This is a genomic window from Streptomyces sp. NPDC085931 (assembly GCF_044540565.1).
In the GTDB taxonomy this organism is placed as follows: domain Bacteria; phylum Actinomycetota; class Actinomycetes; order Streptomycetales; family Streptomycetaceae; genus Streptomyces.
In genome coordinates this window covers 1-15,514 of sequence record NZ_JBITSK010000016.1, presented here as the reverse complement: position 1 = coordinate 15,514, position 15,514 = coordinate 1, and the positions used below count along the sequence as shown (strand labels likewise).

Annotated in this window: 13 protein-coding genes; 6 read left to right on the top strand and 7 right to left on the bottom strand. The window is 74.4% G+C overall.

The genetic code is table 11. The features are described from left to right. The first annotated feature begins 119 nt into the window (after positions 1 to 119). Entirely contained in the window at positions 120 to 998 is an 879-nt protein-coding gene (locus tag ACIGAN_RS28875; protein WP_399861982.1) for a universal stress protein, read from the top strand. A gap of 13 nt (positions 999 to 1,011) precedes the next feature. Then, a complete protein-coding gene (locus ACIGAN_RS28870; RefSeq protein WP_399861980.1) occupies positions 1,012 to 3,393 on the top strand; it encodes a glycoside hydrolase family 65 protein in 2,382 nt (793 codons plus the stop codon). A gap of 192 nt (positions 3,394 to 3,585) precedes the next feature. On the opposite strand, the gene ACIGAN_RS28865 is transcribed toward ACIGAN_RS28870, so the two are convergent. The 3 genes from ACIGAN_RS28865 to ctaD all read right to left on the bottom strand — a co-directional run bounded on the left by ACIGAN_RS28865 (position 3,586) and on the right by ctaD (position 6,381). Further along, entirely contained in the window at positions 3,586 to 4,311 is a 726-nt protein-coding gene (locus ACIGAN_RS28865) for an SDR family NAD(P)-dependent oxidoreductase (protein ID WP_399861978.1), read from the bottom strand. A 64-nt stretch (positions 4,312 to 4,375) separates the two neighbouring features. Further along, entirely contained in the window at positions 4,376 to 4,750 is a 375-nt protein-coding gene (locus ACIGAN_RS28860; RefSeq protein WP_399861976.1) for a hypothetical protein, read from the bottom strand. After that, on the bottom strand, positions 4,747 to 6,381 hold the full coding sequence (ctaD, locus tag ACIGAN_RS28855) for an aa3-type cytochrome oxidase subunit I (protein ID WP_399861974.1): 1,635 nt from the start codon (positions 6,379 to 6,381) through the stop codon (positions 4,747 to 4,749). Before ctaD ends, ACIGAN_RS28860 begins: the two co-directional genes overlap by 4 nt. A 324-nt stretch (positions 6,382 to 6,705) precedes the next feature. Between ctaD and ACIGAN_RS28850 the strand changes: the two genes are divergently transcribed. Further along, positions 6,706 to 7,800: a carboxylate-amine ligase gene (locus ACIGAN_RS28850; RefSeq protein ID WP_365744540.1), complete on the top strand. Its 1,095-nt coding sequence runs from the start codon at positions 6,706 to 6,708 to the stop codon at positions 7,798 to 7,800. A 21-nt stretch (positions 7,801 to 7,821) separates the two neighbouring features. Here the strand turns inward: ACIGAN_RS28850 and ACIGAN_RS28845 are convergent, their stop codons facing one another. Continuing rightward, positions 7,822 to 8,172: a hypothetical protein gene (locus tag ACIGAN_RS28845; RefSeq protein WP_365099029.1), complete on the bottom strand. Its 351-nt coding sequence runs from the start codon at positions 8,170 to 8,172 to the stop codon at positions 7,822 to 7,824. Positions 8,173 to 8,446: 274 nt separating this feature from the next. Between ACIGAN_RS28845 and ACIGAN_RS28840 the strand changes: the two genes are divergently transcribed. Next, a complete protein-coding gene (locus ACIGAN_RS28840) occupies positions 8,447 to 9,703 on the top strand; it encodes a PP2C family protein-serine/threonine phosphatase (protein WP_399861972.1) in 1,257 nt (418 codons plus the stop codon). Here ACIGAN_RS28840 and ACIGAN_RS28835 read toward each other — a convergent pair. Both ACIGAN_RS28835 and ACIGAN_RS28830 read right to left on the bottom strand, forming a co-directional pair. After that, entirely contained in the window at positions 9,679 to 10,173 is a 495-nt protein-coding gene (locus tag ACIGAN_RS28835) for a DUF6174 domain-containing protein (protein ID WP_399861970.1), read from the bottom strand. The two genes, ACIGAN_RS28840 and ACIGAN_RS28835, sit on opposite strands and share 25 nt — an antisense overlap. 90 nt (positions 10,174 to 10,263) lie before the next feature. Next, entirely contained in the window at positions 10,264 to 11,493 is a 1,230-nt protein-coding gene (locus ACIGAN_RS28830) for an acyl-CoA dehydrogenase family protein (RefSeq protein ID WP_399861968.1), read from the bottom strand. A gap of 258 nt (positions 11,494 to 11,751) precedes the next feature. Between ACIGAN_RS28830 and ACIGAN_RS28825 the strand changes: the two genes are divergently transcribed. Together ACIGAN_RS28825 and ACIGAN_RS28820 are read left to right on the top strand one after the other, a co-directional pair. Then, a complete protein-coding gene (locus ACIGAN_RS28825) occupies positions 11,752 to 12,915 on the top strand; it encodes a winged helix DNA-binding domain-containing protein (protein WP_399861966.1) in 1,164 nt (387 codons plus the stop codon). Positions 12,916 to 13,015: 100 nt separating this feature from the next. After that, a complete protein-coding gene (locus ACIGAN_RS28820) occupies positions 13,016 to 14,713 on the top strand; it encodes a RecQ family ATP-dependent DNA helicase (protein ID WP_399861964.1) in 1,698 nt (565 codons plus the stop codon). Between the two features lie 142 nt (positions 14,714 to 14,855). Here the strand turns inward: ACIGAN_RS28820 and ACIGAN_RS28815 are convergent, their stop codons facing one another. Next, positions 14,856 to 15,311, bottom strand: a complete 456-nt coding sequence (locus ACIGAN_RS28815; RefSeq protein ID WP_399861962.1) for a hypothetical protein — start codon at positions 15,309 to 15,311, stop codon at positions 14,856 to 14,858. Positions 15,312 to 15,514 lie beyond the last annotated feature (203 nt).

The window sequence follows — 15,514 nt, the reverse complement described above, 5'->3', positions numbered from 1 at the left end:
GCCGAGGCCCCTACGGTGCACTGCGCGCTCCAGCCCGGGGTGCGACCGTGGAAGCAGCTGCCGGAGCGCGGAGGGGGGACACGGACCCGGTACGGCCCGAGCACGAGGCGGTGGGAACGGTGACGACGGAACTGCCCCTGGTCGTGGGCGTCGACGGCTCGGACGGCAGCATGCCGGCGGTCGACTGGGCGGCGGACGAGGCCGCCCTGCACGGTCTGCCGCTGCGGCTCGTGCACGGCTCCCTCTGGGAGCGCTACGAGACCCTCGCCCCGTCCGCCGGCCCGCCCCGCCCCCCGGGCCGGGCCATGGCCGACCACATCGTCGCCTGCGCGGCGGAGCGCGCCGCACGGCGCCACCCGGGTGTGCCGGTGACCACCGGCGTGCTCCTCGCCGACGCGGCGGACGCCCTCCTGCACGAGGGCAACAACGCCACCGCCCTGATCACCGGATCCCGCGGCCGCGGCGGTCTCGGGCCGCTCCTGCTCGGTTCCGTGGCGCTGGCCGTCGCGGCGCGCGCGCACTGCCCGGTGATCGTGGTGCGCGGCGGCGCCGCGCCGGCCGGCCCCCACGACCGGGTCCTGCTCGGCGCCGGGGACCCCGCCACCGGCGCGGAAGCGGCGCGCTTCGCCTTCCGCGAGGCCGAGGACCACGGCTGCCTCCTGGACGCCGTCCGGGCCTGGCGCTGCCCCGCACGCGAGGCCGCCGGCGCGGACACGCTCGCCGAGGCGCCCGGGCGCGACCACGAGCTGCGGGCCCGCGCCGAACTCGACGCGCTGCTGAGGGACCTCACGGCCGAGCACCCGGGCGCCCGGACGCACCGCACGACGGTGGAGGGCCCGGCCGGCACGGTGCTCGTGCACCGTTCGGCCGTGGCCCGCCTGGTGATCGTCGGAGCCCGGCGCCGGCAGGGCCACTGCGGGCTCCAGCTCGGCCGGGCGGCCCACACCCTGCTGCACCACGCCGGGTGCCCGGTCGCCGTCGTTCCCCAGCGCGTCTAGGAGGACCCGGCCCGTGACGGACCGCATCTGGCAGTACGAGGGATACCTCCCCGCCGAGGAGCGGCTGCGGGAGTCGCTGTGCACCCTGGGCAACGGCCGCTTCGCCACCCGCGGCGCCCTGCCCGAGTGCGCGGCCGACGACGTGCACTACCCGGGCACCTACGCGGCCGGCTGCTACAACCGGCTGGTCTCCGAGGTCGCGGGACGCCGCGTCGAGAACGAGGACCTGGTCAACCTGCCCAACTGGCTGCCCCTGCGCTTCCGGCTCCCGGGCGGCCGGTGGCTCTCCCCGGACACGGCGACCGTGCTGGACCACCGGATGACCCTCCACCTCGACGAGGGACTGCTGGAGCGCCGCACCCGCTACGCCCTCGGCGCCGGACGCGTCCTCGCCGTGCGGCAGCGGCGGCTGGTGCACATGGCCGACCCGCATCTCGCGGCGCTGCGCACCGAGTTCACCGCAGAGGGCCTCACCGGCGCGCTGGAGGTGGAAGCCGCGCTCGACGGGACGGTCACCAACGCCGGAGTGCCGCGCTACCGCGACCTGGACGGCCGTCACCTGACCCACGCGCAGACCGGGACCGCCGGGCCGGACACCGTGTGGCTGCGCTGCCGGACCCGCACCTCCGGCATCCGGGTCGGCATGGCCGCCCGGCTGACCGCCACCGAGCCCGTCACGGCCCCGCCCGAACCCGCACGGGCCGTCCAGCGCCTCACCCTGCCCCTGGCCCCGGGCCGCACCGTCACCGTCGACAAGACCGTCGCCCTGCACACCTCGCACGACCCGGCGATCAGCGACCCGCTGCAGGCCGCCGTCGAACGGGTGGGCGCGGCGGAGGAGTTCGGCCGGCTGCTCGCCTCCCACCGCACCGCCTGGGCCCAGTTGTGGCGGCGCGCCGAGCTCGACGTGCCGGGGGAGCCCGGCCGCATCCTGCGCCTGCACCTCTTCCACGTGCTGCAGACGCTCTCCCCGCACACCGCGGAGCTGGACGTGGGGGTACCGGCCCGCGGACTGCACGGCGAGGCCTACCGGGGGCACGTCTTCTGGGACGAGCTGTTCGTCCTGCCCTACCTCAACCTGCACTTCCCGGAGGTGTCCCGCGCCCTGCTCCACTACCGCCACCGGCGTCTGGAACGGGCCTGCGCGGCGGCGCGGGCCGTCGGCCGGCGCGGCGCGCTGTATCCCTGGCAGAGCGGCAGCGACGGACGCGAGGAGACCCAGCAGCTGCATCTCAACCCCCGCTCGGGCCGCTGGCTGCCCGACCACACCCACCTGCAGCACCACGTCGGCTCGGCGATCGCGTACAACGTCTGGCAGTACTGCGAGGCCGGCGGCGACGCCGAGTTCCTGCACACCAAGGGCGCGGAGATGCTGCTGCAGATCGCGCGCTTCTGGGCCGACTCGGCGACCTGGGACGCGGCCCTGGGACGGCACCGCATCCGCGGGGTCGTCGGTCCGGACAAGTACCACGAGGCCTACCCGGGCGCCGAACGGCCCGGCCTGGACGACAACGCCTACACCAACGTCACGGCGGCCTGGGTGCTCACCCGCGCCCTGGACGTGCTGCGCACCCTGCCCGAACCCCGCCGCCGTGAACTCGTCGAGCGCATCGCCCTGGACGCCGGCGAACCCGAGCGCTGGGAGGACGTCTCCCGCACCCTGCACGTGCCCTTCCACGACGGGGTCATCAGCCAGTTCGAGGGCTACGGCGACCTCGCGGAACTCGACTGGGACGACTACCGCGAGCGCTACGGCGACATCCGCCGCCTGGACCGGATCCTGGAGGCCGAGGGCGACTCCGCCAACCGCTACAAGGCGTCCAAACAGGCCGACGTGCTGATGCTCGGCCACCTGTTCTCACCGGCCGAACTGCAGGGGCTGTTCCGGCACTTGGGATACCGGCTGGAGGAGGAGACCTGGCGGCGAACCGTCGACCACTACCTGGCCCGCACCAGCCACGGCTCCACCCTCTCCGGCCTGGTCCACGGCTGGGTCCTGGCCCGGTGCCGGCGGGCCGAGGCGTGGACGTTCTGCCAGGAGGCGCTGCGCGGTGACATCGCCGAGCTCCAGGGCGGCACCACCGGCGAGGGCATCCACCTGGGCGCCGTGGCCGGCACCCTCGACCTGGTCCAGCGGGGACTGACGGGCCTGGAGACCCGCGCCGGCGCCCTGTGGCTGGACCCGGTACCCCTGCCGGAGCTGTCCTCGTACGGGTTCTCCCTCGCCTACCAGGGCCACTGGGGCATCCGGCTGCGCCTCACCAGCGGGCAGCTGGAGATCTCCGTACCCCCTTCCGATCTGCCACCGATCGACATCGAACTGCCCGACCGGGCGATCGGCGTACAAGCGGGGGAGACGGCCCGTCTGCTCCTCACGGACGGGCACGGCACCTGACGGAGCGGCCTCGTCGCCGCGTCCTCCGTTCCGCGCCGCACGGCCAAATCCGGTTGCGGGGCCGACGCGGGCGTTCCCAGGGTGAGTTCACTCCGACGGGATCCCGGGCGCGACCGGGACACCGGGCGCCGCCCTGACGGCCCGGCAGCCGGCTCCGGCGTTCCCGGGACCCGCCGGGGCCTGGCGCCGGCGTCAGAGCGCGGTGCCCGTCTCCTCCGCCAGCGTCCGCACCAGCCGGTCCTGGAAGGCCTGGTCGTGGACCGCGGCGTGCGGCTCCCGCCGCTCGCCGTGGTACCAGTAGCCGCCGGTCGTCAGGGCCTCGGGCTCGTCGCTCGTGGCCAGCCACTCCTGGGTGCGGTGGCCGAGTTCGAGGTCGTCCGGTGCGCCCGGCCCGCCCATCTTCGTCGGCACCCACCCGGGATCCACCGCGTTGCTCGGCACGCCGGGACGCAACCGGGCCACGGCGGCCGCGAGCGTCGTGACGAACAGCTTGCTGTCGGCGTACGAACCGGCGCTGCCGCCCCGCCAGTCCACCCCGTCCAGGACGGGACGCCCGCCGAAGTGCGAGCCGCTGCTCAGGTACACCAGCCGGCCCACCCCGCGCAGCAGCGCCGTCAGCAGGTACGGGGCGACGACGTTCACCGGCATGACGGCCGGCCCCCGCCACACCCCGGCGTTGTGCACGACCGCGTCCAGCGGCGGCGCCTCGACGAGCTCGCCCGCGATCCGCCGCACGGCGTCCCGGTCGGTGAAGTCGCCGACGACGAGCTGCGCCCCCCGCTCGACGAGCGGGGCGAGTGCCCTCGCGCGCTCCTCGTTCCGGGCGTGCACCACCACGTCGTGTCCGGCCGTCAGCAGCGTCTGTGCCGCCGCCCGCCCCAGCCCGTCCGCGGAACCGGTCACCAGGATCCGACTCACGATCACACCGCCCCTTCGCCGCCCGAACCCCACTCCACTGTGCACCACCGTCCGGCAGGGCCGGTCAGCGGGCGAGCACCCCGGCCAGGGAACTCACCCAGGCACCGCACGCGAGGACCGCGCAGGCGGCCGCCGCGTGACGGCGCAGCAGGACGCGCCGGAGAGCGGCGTAACGGTCCTCGTACTCCGTGCGCAGCTCCTCGGCCCGGCGGACCGTGCCCAGCAGCAGCTGACGGCTGACGTCGAGCCGCAGCCGGACGTAGTGGCCGGTGAGTTCCTCCGCCTGAGCGCCGGTCAGCCACGGCAGCCGGCCGCACAGCTCCTCGGCCTCGCGGCGGATCTGCTCGTGATGGGCGTGCGCGAGCAGATAGCCCTCGGCCTCCGCGGCCAGCACGCCGGGCCGCTCCCCGTCCAGCGCGTCGTGGCCGCCGCGGGTCACGGCCGGTCGCCCTTGTGGCCCTCGGCCTCGAACACGTCCCGGCGCCCGGTGTTCTCCGCCTGGTCCAGGCTGGCCACGTCCGGATGGCGCAGGTCGAACGCGGGGGACTCGGAGCGGACCTTGGGCATGGTCAGGAAGTTGTGGCGCGGCGGCGGGCAGGAGGTGGCCCACTCCAGGGAACGCCCGTAGCCCCAGGGGTCGTCGACCTCCACCCGCTCGCCCTTCTGCGCGGTGCGCCACACGTTGTACAGGAAGGGCAGCGTCGACAGGCCGAGGAGGAACGCGCCGATCGAGGAGACGGTGTTGAGGGCGGTGAAGCCGTCGGCGGCGAGATAGTCCGCGTAACGGCGGGGCATGCCCTCGGCGCCCAGCCAGTGCTGCACCAGGAACGTGGTGTGGAAGCCGACGAACAGCGTCCAGAAGTGCACCTTCTCCAGGCGCTCGTTCAGCATGGTGCCGGTCATCTTCGGCCACCAGAAGCTGAATCCGCCGAACATCGCGAAGACGATGGTGCCGAAGAGCACGTAGTGGAAGTGGGCGACCACGAAATAGCTGTCGGTGACGTGCCAGTCGAGCGGCGGAGAACCCAGGATGACCCCGGTCAGGCCGCCGAAGAGGAAGGTGACCAGGAAGCCGGCCGCCCACAGCATGGGTGGCTCGAACGACAGCGAGCCCTTCCACATGGTGCCGATCCAGTTGAAGAACTTCACACCCGTCGGGACCGCGATCAGATACGTCATGAAGGAGAAGAACGGCAGCAGCACCGCGCCCGTGGCGAACATGTGGTGCGCCCACACCGTCACCGACAGCCCGGCGATGGCGATGGTGGCGCCGATCAGACCGGTGTAGCCGAAGATCGGCTTGCGCGCGAAGACGGGGATGATCTCGCTGATCACGCCGAAGAACGGCAGCGCCAGGATGTAGACCTCGGGATGGCCGAAGAACCAGAACAGGTGCTGCCACAGGACCGCGCCGCCGTTCTCGGGGTTGAACACCTGGGCGCCGAACCGCCGGTCCGCCTCCAGCACCAGCAGCGCGGCGGCCAGGACCGGGAAGGCCAGCAGCACCAGCACCGAGGTGAGCAGCACGTTCCAGGTGAAGATCGGCATCCGGAACATCGTCATGCCCGGGGCGCGCATGCAGATGATGGTGGTGATGAAGTTGACCGAGCCGAGGATGGTGCCGAAGCCGGACAGCGCCAGCCCCATGATCCACAGGTCCCCGCCGACGTAGGCGGTGCGCTCCCCGCCGCTGAGCGGCGTGTACGCGGTCCAGCCGAAGTCGGCGGCGCCCTGGGGGGTGAGGAAACTGCCGAGCACGATCAGGCCGCCGAACAGGAACAGCCAGTACGAGAGCATGTTCAGCCGGGGGAACGCCACGTCGGGGGAGCCGATCTGCAGCGGCATGACCGCGTTGGCGAAGCCGGCGAAGGTGGGCGTCGCGAACAGCAGCAGCATGATCGTGCCGTGCATCGTGAACGCCTGGTTGTACTGCTCGTTGGAGAGGATCTGCAGCCCCGGCCGCGCCAGCTCCGCCCTGATCGCCATGGCCAGCGCCCCTGCGATCAGGAAGAACAGGAACGACGTGATCAGGTACAGGTGCCCGATCTTCTTGTGGTCGGTGGTCGTCATCCAGGAGACGATCACCTGGCCCCTGCCGCGGCGTTCCGCCGCGGGTACCGGCGCAACGGGTTCGGTGTGTGTCGCCATCAGATCCTCGATCGGCAGCAGCGGTTTCGGTGACGGGCGCAGGGGGGAGTGCCCAGCCCGCAGGAACCTAGCCCTGCCGGTCCGGACGATCACCCGGTGTCGCGGCCCGTTGGGCCGAACGGCCTCCTTTCACCACCCCTGGGGGCGATGTCGGCCCTGTCGTGGTTTGCTCGGTATGGGCCGCGGCACTCGGTACGCCGGCGGGGTGGCCCGGCCCGGCCGGCCGGGCGGAACAGAGGGTGATCGATGACGACGATCGGCGTGGAAGAGGAGTACCTGCTGGTCGACCCGGTCACGGGCCTGCCGGTGCCGCACGCGGACAAGGTGCGCGCCGCGGCGGGACTGGGGCGTCTCGTGACGGACCAGGAGGTGCAGTACGAGCTGCTCCAGGCCCAGGTCGAGGTGGCCACACCGGTGTGCGCGACGCTGGAGGAGGCCGGAGGACATCTGCTGCGCCTGCGGCACGCCGTCGGCGTGGCCGCCGAGGAGCACGGCTGCCGGATCGCGGTCTGCGGCACCCCGCCGGTGCGCCACGGCCGGCCCGTCGCCGTGACGGACCAGGCCCGCTACCGCGCCATGGTGACGCAGGCGCCGCAACTGGTGGCGGAACAGCTCGTCAACGGCACGCACGTGCACGTCGCCGTGCCCGACCGGGAGGCGGGGGTGCAGGTCCTGAACCGGATCCGGCCCTGGCTGCCGGCGCTGACGGCCATGGCGGCGAACTCCCCGCTGTGGGACGGGCACGACACCGGGTTCGCCAGCTGGCGCACCGTGATCTTCAGCCGCTGGCCGGTCAGCGGCATCCCGCCGTACTTCCGTGACGCCGAGGACTACGACCGGCGCGTGGCCCGCCTGCAGCAGGCCGGTCTGATCTCCGACGCCGGTCAGCTGTACTGGCAGGCCCGCCTGTCGGCCACCTACCCGACGGTGGAGGTGCGGTGCCTGGACGTCCAGCTCCGGGCGGACGAGGCGGTCCTGCTCGCCGCCGTCATCCGGTCCCTGGTGGAGACCGCCCTGGCCGAGGCGGCCGACGGGGTGCCCGCGCCCGAACCCGCCCCGGAGCTGCTCCAGGCCGCCATGTGGCACGCCGCCCGGCACGGGCTGGAGGACACCCTGATCGCGCCCGACGGCACACCGCAGCGGGCCGGCGACATGCTGTACGAGCTCCTGCGGTACGTGGCTCCCGCTCTCGAGGCCTCCGGGGACGCCCGCCAGGTGACGTCCCTGCTGCACCGGCTGCTGCAGGACGGGACCGGCGCGGACCGGCAGCGTGCCGCCCTCGCCCAGGGCGGTCTCCGCGCGGTCACGGAACTGATCAGTGCCCAGAGCACCATGCCGTGACGGAGCGCCACAGGGGCGGGCTCATGCCGCGGCGGCGTACGCGGCGGCCACGGCCGTGTCGGTACGGGCGTGCACGACCAGCCGGGTGCCGTCGGTGTCGGCGTTCGCCTCCAGCACGCGGCGGGTGGGCGCGCTGCCGCTGGCGACCGACATCAGCACGCCCAGCCGGCTGCACAGGCGGTGGACGCGCAGGACGACGCTGACGGCGGCGCCCTGCGCGGCCGGCTCGTCCAGGACGACGACCACGGGGGCCGGCCGGTAGGCCTCCACCAGTGCGCTGATCTGCGTCAGGAGCGAGGCGCGCCCGCCGATGCCGGGATCGTCGTGGACCGTGATGACCAGTACTCCGTGATCGAGGGAATGCGACAGCAACACGGCCCTCGCGCCTCCGTTTCTTCCTTCGGCGGGTCGTTCCACCATGGAAGTACCCGGAGGCGGCCCCTTGAAGCCCGTCCTGACCAAGCGCTTCCAGCCTCGTTCCCGGCGCCCGGGTCCGTGCCACACGCCGTTTCGCGGGTAGCCGTCCTGTGCGGCGGAACGGAGGTGAGCGGTGATGCGGCGAAGCGTCGAGGGCGGGCGGAGCGGTCCGAGTGATACCGCGGCAGGGAGGGGCGAGGGCGCGCGGAGCGGCGAGGGCGGGCGGCGCATGCTCGCCGGTCTGCTGGAGGCCAGCCACCTCATGCCCGTCGAACTGCTCCCGGCCAAGGCGAACGCCTGCGCCCGCGCCGCTTCGTTCCGCCGGGTGCTGATCTACCTCGCCGATCTGCGGCGCCGGACCCTGTGCCTCCTCGCGGGGGACGAGGCGGCCGACGGCGGGCACGACAAGGAACTGCCCATCGAGGGGACCGTGGCCGGGCGGGCCTTCCAGTACTGCGACGTGCTGCCCGCCGCGCCCCCGGACGGTGACGTCTTCGACTGGTGGGTGCCGCTGCTGGACGGGACGGAACGCATCGGCCTGCTGCGGGTGAGCGCCGAGCACGACGACGCCGAGGCCCGCGCCGACATGGAGGCGCTCGCGGCGCTCGTCTCCCTGATCGTCGTCAGCAAGCAGGGCACCAGCGACACGCTGGCCAAGCTGACGCGGGCACGGCCGATGAGCGTGGCCGCCGAGATGCAGTGGAACCTCCTGCCGCCCCGCACCTACGCCGACGGGCGGGTGGCCGTCTCCGCGGCCCTGGAACCGGCCTACGACATCAGCGGCGACGTCTTCGAGTACGCCCTCGACGGGGACATCGTGCACCTGACGATCTTCGACGCCATGGGCCACGACACCGCCGCCGGGCTGTCCGGGGCGCTCGCCCTGGGAGCGTGCCGCAGCGCCCGCCGCCAGGGCGCCGATCTCCTCGCCAAGGCCGACGCCGTGGAAGCCGCCCTGGTCGAGCAGTACGACCACCGGCGCTACGTCACCGGTGTGCTGGCGACCCTCGACACGCGCACCGGGATCCTCCGGTGGGTCAACCGCGGTCACCATCCGCCGATCGTCATCCGTGGCAACCGCTGGACCACCCACCTCACGTGCCGCCCGGCCCACCCCATGGGCACCGAACTCGGGCTGCCGGGCACCGTCTGCCAGGAGCACCTCCAGCCCGGCGACCGCATCGTGCTGTACACCGACGGCATCACCGAGGCGCGCCGCGCCGGGGGCCGGGAGTTCGGCCTGGACCGTTTCACCGACTTCCTCATCCGCCACCACGCCGACGGCCTGCCCGTCCCGGAGACCCTGCGCCGGCTGATGCAGGCCGTCCTCGACTACCACGACGGTGAACTTCAGGACGACGCCACCGTCCTGATGTGCGAGTGGATCGGCCCGCGCCTGGAGCCGGCCCGCACGGCGGCGGAGCTGACCGGCCTGTCGTCCGACGGGCCGGGTGACGAGGATCAGCCCCGGCCGGCCGGGGCGTAGCCGCTGATGTCGTAGCGGGCCTCGTCGTCGACGGCGTTGGCGTCCTCGTCCAGGACGATCCGCACCGGATGCCCGTCGTCCGCGTGCTCGGCCTCGGCGGTGGCCGCACCGGCCCGGCGGGCCCGGTCCAGCTCGGCCAGGAGCTGCCCGAGGGTCGGCACCGCCCCGGGTGTGCCGGCGACCACGCGCCGGGCGGTGTCGTCGAGGCCGACCGCCTCGACCACGGCGCCGTCGCGGACCGACACCCGGTAGGCGCCGAGCAGGGTGCGCTCACCTCCGCTCGACCGGAACGTGTAGGAGTACGCGGCGGGCTCCTGCCAGGCCGTCCGGCCGGGGTCCTGCGGTCCCCGCGCGCTCCGGGCGTGCGGGGCGCCGCTCGTGCAGGCGGCGACCGCGCAGAGCAGGCCCGCGGCCAGGGCGGTACGGACGACGGTACGGGCGGCACGGACGGTACGAGACCCGGCGGTCATGGCGGCTGTCCCTTCGACGACGGCTACCGCTGTGACGCCGGACGCCGGGAGAACGTTCGCGCGGTGGCCCGGAGGTTCACCGGAGCCGTTTCAGACCGGAAGGACGAACGGCGGATGCGACCCGTTGAGGAAGTAGTCCCCGACGTCGCGCAGCCGGTGCGTCACGGGCTCGTACAGCGTGTGGGTGCGGGCGTTGCGCCAGAAGCGGTCGAAGCCCAGCCGCGCCGACGCCGAGCGGGCGCCGATGATGTCCAGGGCGCGGGCGGTGGACTCCTGGACGGCCCTGGACGCGGCGGCCTCGGCCATGGCGACGAGGACGGAGATCTCCGCGTACTCCTCGTAGGAGAGGTCCTCCCCGCGGTCCAGTCCGCACTGCACGGCGTCGCCCGCCTGACCGGCCAGAGCGGAAGCCGAGCGGGTCAGCACCGTGAGCTCCCCGTAGGCGGTCAGCACGTGCGGGTCCCGGGGCGATCCGGCCGGCCAGTCCGGGTGCCAGGGGGCGCGGCCGGCCCGGCTGTACTCGCGTGCCTCGGCGAGCACCCCCTCCGCCATGCCGAGCCGGATCTGCACCGACAGCAGCCGTCCCACCGGCGACAGCAGTCCGGTCCGCGGCGACAGCACGTCGTCGTCCGCCGCCAGGGAGCCCAGGAGGTCGGCGGTGGCGACCGGCACGGCGTCGAACTCCACGCTGCCGCCGGCCGCGAGCCGCTGGCCGAACGGATCGGCGTCACCGTCGATCACCACGCCCGGCCCCGCCGGATCGACCACCACGGCGAACGGCTCACCGGTGTCCGCCCGCACGGCCCGCACGGCCAGCCGGTCGGCGACCAGCACCCCCGCCGCATAGCTCTGCCGGCCGTTCAGCACCAGGCCCTGCGGGGTCCTGGCCAGGGCGGGCGCCGGTTCCTGGCGCGCCAGGCCACCGCCCCAGCACCACTGCTCGGCAGCGGTCCGCTGCTCCAGCGCGGTCGCGTGCGCGGGTTCGGCGAGGAAGCGGGCGCTCCACGACATGAAGTAGTGACAGCCGAGCAGTTGGCCGATCGCGCCGTCGGCCGCCGCTATCTCCCGGACCGCCGCGTACGCGGTCGGCCAGCCGGCGCCGCCGCCGTCGAGTCCGGCCGGTACGAGAAGGGCCAGCAGCCCCGACTCACGCAGCCGGGCCACCTCGTCGAACGGGGGCTTGCCCGCCTGGTCCCTGGCCACCGCGTCCGTCGCCAGGTCCTCCGCCGTCTCGCGGGCCACCCGGAGCCAGTGGTCCTGACCGGGCCCGGCCGGATCGGACTCCGCGTCGGATCCGGGCAGCGCGGGGGCAACGCCCATGGCAGGGGTCTCCTCAACTTCGGTGACACGGTGGGGGGCCGGGGCTCAACGACAGCGCGGACACCGGAAAGATGCGTAGGCCATGCGCATCATCCTGCGCAGTGCCGTCAGGCGCCGTCAATACTTTCCTAGTAATTCGATAGGGAACGTAGGGAAAGGCGGTGCCGGTCCGCCGGCGTCCCGTCGAGGTCAGCACCTGACCGCAAGGCCTGGCACGGTGAGCGGGAAAGCAGCCGTCCCGAAGGCACAGGTGTTCCGATGACCGTTCTCGACTCCCGGGCGCTCAACCGCGCCACCCTCGCCCGGCAGTTGCTCCTCGACCGCGCCGGGCTGCCGGTCCTCGACGCCGTCGCCCACCTCGGCGGCCTCCAGGCGCAGGAGCCGCAGGAGCCGTTCACCGGGCTCTGGTCGCGGCTGCGGGCGTTCGACCCGGCGGTGCTGTCGCGGCTGCTGACCGGGCGGCACGTGGTGCGGGCCCACCTCATGCGCCGCACCGTCCACCTCGTCACCGCCGACGATCTCCTGGCCTGGCGCGCGCGGCACGACGACATGCTGCGCGGCAAGGTCCTCGGCGTGTACCGCCGGGAGCTCGACGGGGTCGACCTCGGCGCGCTCGCGGCGGCCGGCCGGGCGGTCATGGCCGACGGCGAGCCCCGCTCGATGTCCGGCCTGGCCCGAGCCGTCGCCGGCCGATGGCCGGCGGTGGGGCCGCGGCCGCTCGGCGAGATGCTGGTCGCGGGCCTGCTCCCGACCGTGCAGCTGCCGCCGCGCGGGGTGTGGCGCACCAGGGCGGGCGCCCGGTACGCGCTGGCCGCCACCTGGCTGGGACGCGACATCGACCCGCCGGATCCCGACCCCTCCGACCCCGTGGGCCGGCAGCTGCTGCGGCGCTACCTCGCCGCGTACGGCCCCGCCGCCTCGGCCGACCTGCGCGCCTGGTGCGGGCTGACCGGCCTCCCGGCCGCCGTCTCGGCCCTGCGCGGGGAACTGGTCCGCTTCCGCGACGAACGCGGCCGGGAACTGCTCGACCTTCCGGACGCGCCGCGCCCCGACCCCGACACCCCGGCCCCGGTGCGGTTCCTGCCCGCCTTCGACAACGCCGTCCTCGGCTACCACGACCGCCGCCGGATCATCGACGACGCGCACCGCGGCCTGTCCGTCACCGGGGCCCGCTTCGTGCTGGTCGACGGGCGGGTCGCCGCGACCTGGACCGTCGAGGCGGACACCGTCCGGGTCAGCCCGCTGCGCCGCCTCACCCGGGCCGAACGGGCCGCCGTCACGGAGGAGGGGCACGCGCTGGCGTCCTTCCTCCGCGGCGACGGCGGCGCGGGTGGCGACGGCGGTGACGGCGGTGACGGCGGCGAGGGCGGCGAGGGCGGCGAGGGCGGTGACCGGGTGCGCGTCGGCGTCTTCCCCGGGTGACGCCGGCGCCGGATGGTACGCCCGCGGGCCGGCGGGTACCCAGAGGGCGCCGCGGGCGCGACATCCGGACGCGACCGCACGGAACAGCGAGGAGCCCGGCATGGGACGCGAGGAGCCGCGCACGGACCGCGCCGGACGGCTGCGGCAGACCGCCGCCGAGGTGTTCGGCTGGGACACCCTCCTGCCGGAGCAGCTCACCGCCATGGAATGGGTGCTCGCCGGCGAGGACACCCTCGTCGTCATGCCCACCGGCTCCGGCAAGTCCGCCGTCTACCAGGTGCCCGCCGTGCTGCTGTCCGGGCCGGTGGTGGTCGTCTCGCCGCTGCTGGCCCTCCAGCGCGACCAGATCGCGGGCCTGCCGGACGGCGACCGCGCACCCGGTGCCGTCGCCGTCAACTCCGACCTCGGCGCGGCCGGGACCGAGGAGGCGTGGGAGGCGGTGCGCCGCGGCGACGCCCGGCTGCTGTACCTGTCGCCCGAGCAACTGGCCAAGGACGAGGTGGTGGAGCGGCTGGCCGCGCTGCGCCCCGCCCTCTTCGTCGTCGACGAGGCCCAGTGCGTCTCCTCCTGGGGCCACGACTTCCGGCCCGACTACCTGCGCCTGGAGCAGGCCGTCCGGCGCGTGGGCGGCCCGCCCGTCCTGGCCCTGACCGCCACCGCCGCCGCGCCCGTGCGCCGGGAGATCGCCGAACGCCTCGGGATGCGCCGGCCACGCCTGCTGGTGACCGGCTTCGACCGGCCGAACATCACCCTGCGGGTGCGCCGTTTCCTGAGCGAGGACGAGCGGCGCCTGGCGGTCATTGAGCGGGCCGCCGCCGAACCCAAACCCGGCATCGTCTACGCCGGGACCCGCAAGGACAGCGAGTACTACGCCCGGGAGCTGGCCGCCCTGGGACTGTCCGCCGAGGCCTACCACGCCGGGCTGCGTGCCGCCGAACGCGAGCGGATCCACGACGCCTTCCTCTCCGGCACGGCCGACGTGGTGGTGGCGACCTCGGCGTTCGGCATGGGCATCGACAAGGAGGACGTACGGTTCGTCCTGCACGCGTCGCTGCCCGGTTCCCTCGACGCCTACTACCAGGAGATCGGCCGCTGCGGGAGGGACGGCCGGCCCGCCCTCGCCGTGCTGCACTACCGCTCCGAGGACACCGGCATGCGGTCGTACTTCGCGGGGCGCGCCCCCGGGCCCGAGGCGCTGGCGGACGTGGCGCACGCCGTGCACGAGCACCGGCGGGACCCGGCCGGCCTCGACGAACTGCGCGAGGACACGGGGCTGTCCAGGAACCGGGTCACCGCGGCGGTGAACCTGCTGGAGGAGGCCGACGCCGTCGCCACCGGCGAGGAGGGCGAGGTGCGCCCCGCCTCCGGCATGTCCCCGGAGCGGGCCGCCGAGGAGGCCGCGGACACGGCCCGGGCCCATCGCCGCGCCGAGCGGACCCGGGTCGAGATGGCCCGGGCGTACGCCGAGACCACCGGCTGCCGGCGGCGTTTCCTGCTCGGCTACTTCGGCGAGGACCACCCCGGCCGCTGCGGCAACTGCGACCTGTGCGACGCACAGCGCGACGAGGACGGACCCGGGGAGCGGCCCGTCCATCCGGCCGCCGCTCACTACCCGGTCGGCACCGAGGTCCGGCACGGGCAGTGGGGCGACGGCACCGTGCTCAGCGAGGACCAGGACCGCATCACCGTGTTCTTCGGGCGGGCCGGCTACCGCACGCTGGCCCTGGAGGCGGTGGCCGCTCAGGACGACCTGCTGTCCGTGCTGCGCAGACCCGGCGAGGACCGGTGGGCGGGCTGATCAACGGACGCCGGAACGGCGCGTCGACGCGGGCGGACGGCCCCTTCGCCGCCGGCCGCACGCAGGGGTCACGGGCCCGGGGTCGTCAGGGCGTGGCAGACGACGATGCCCGGCCGTGCGGGTGGGACCTCGTCCGCGGGTGCTATCGGGGGTGCTCCGCGGAGGGGGAACCGGACGGGAGGGCCGTGGCCGTGGGCAGTCCCACGGTCGCGCCCTCGACCTGCCGTACGCCGCCGTCCCCGGGCCGCTCGCCCGTGCCCGGGCGCGCGGCCAGTTGGGACCAGGCGCCGAGGGCGAGGGCCACGGCGGCGGCGGTGGCGACCATCCGCCCCGCCCGCCGGGTCTTGGCCCGCCGGTCCAGATCCCGCCAGGCCACCCGGATCCACGCATCCTCCGGCTGCCACAGGTCACCGACGGCGTAGGGGAGTTGGGGCTGCTGTCCGCCCGCCCGCTCCGTGGCGGAGGGCTCCTTGGGGGCCGAGGCGCGTATGGCGGACTCGCTGTCCGTGAGGAACCGCAGCCACACCTCGTCCGGCACCGAGGGGACGCCGTCCGGCTCGCCGGGCGTTCCCCGACCGCCTGTTCCTCCGGTGGTCACGTCCCGTCATCCCCTCTCCGGCCCTCGCGCCCGGCCCCGCGCCGCGCAAGATCAGTATGCCGTCCGGGCTCCGGGGCCGCATGGGGTGCGGGAGAGGGAGCGCCCCGCGGCCCTAGGCCGTGTCCGTAAAGTCCCGCCTGCCCCGCGACGCCTGGCACGCACTCTCGCCGCACCGAGCGAAGCCCCAAGTACATCCAGTACGC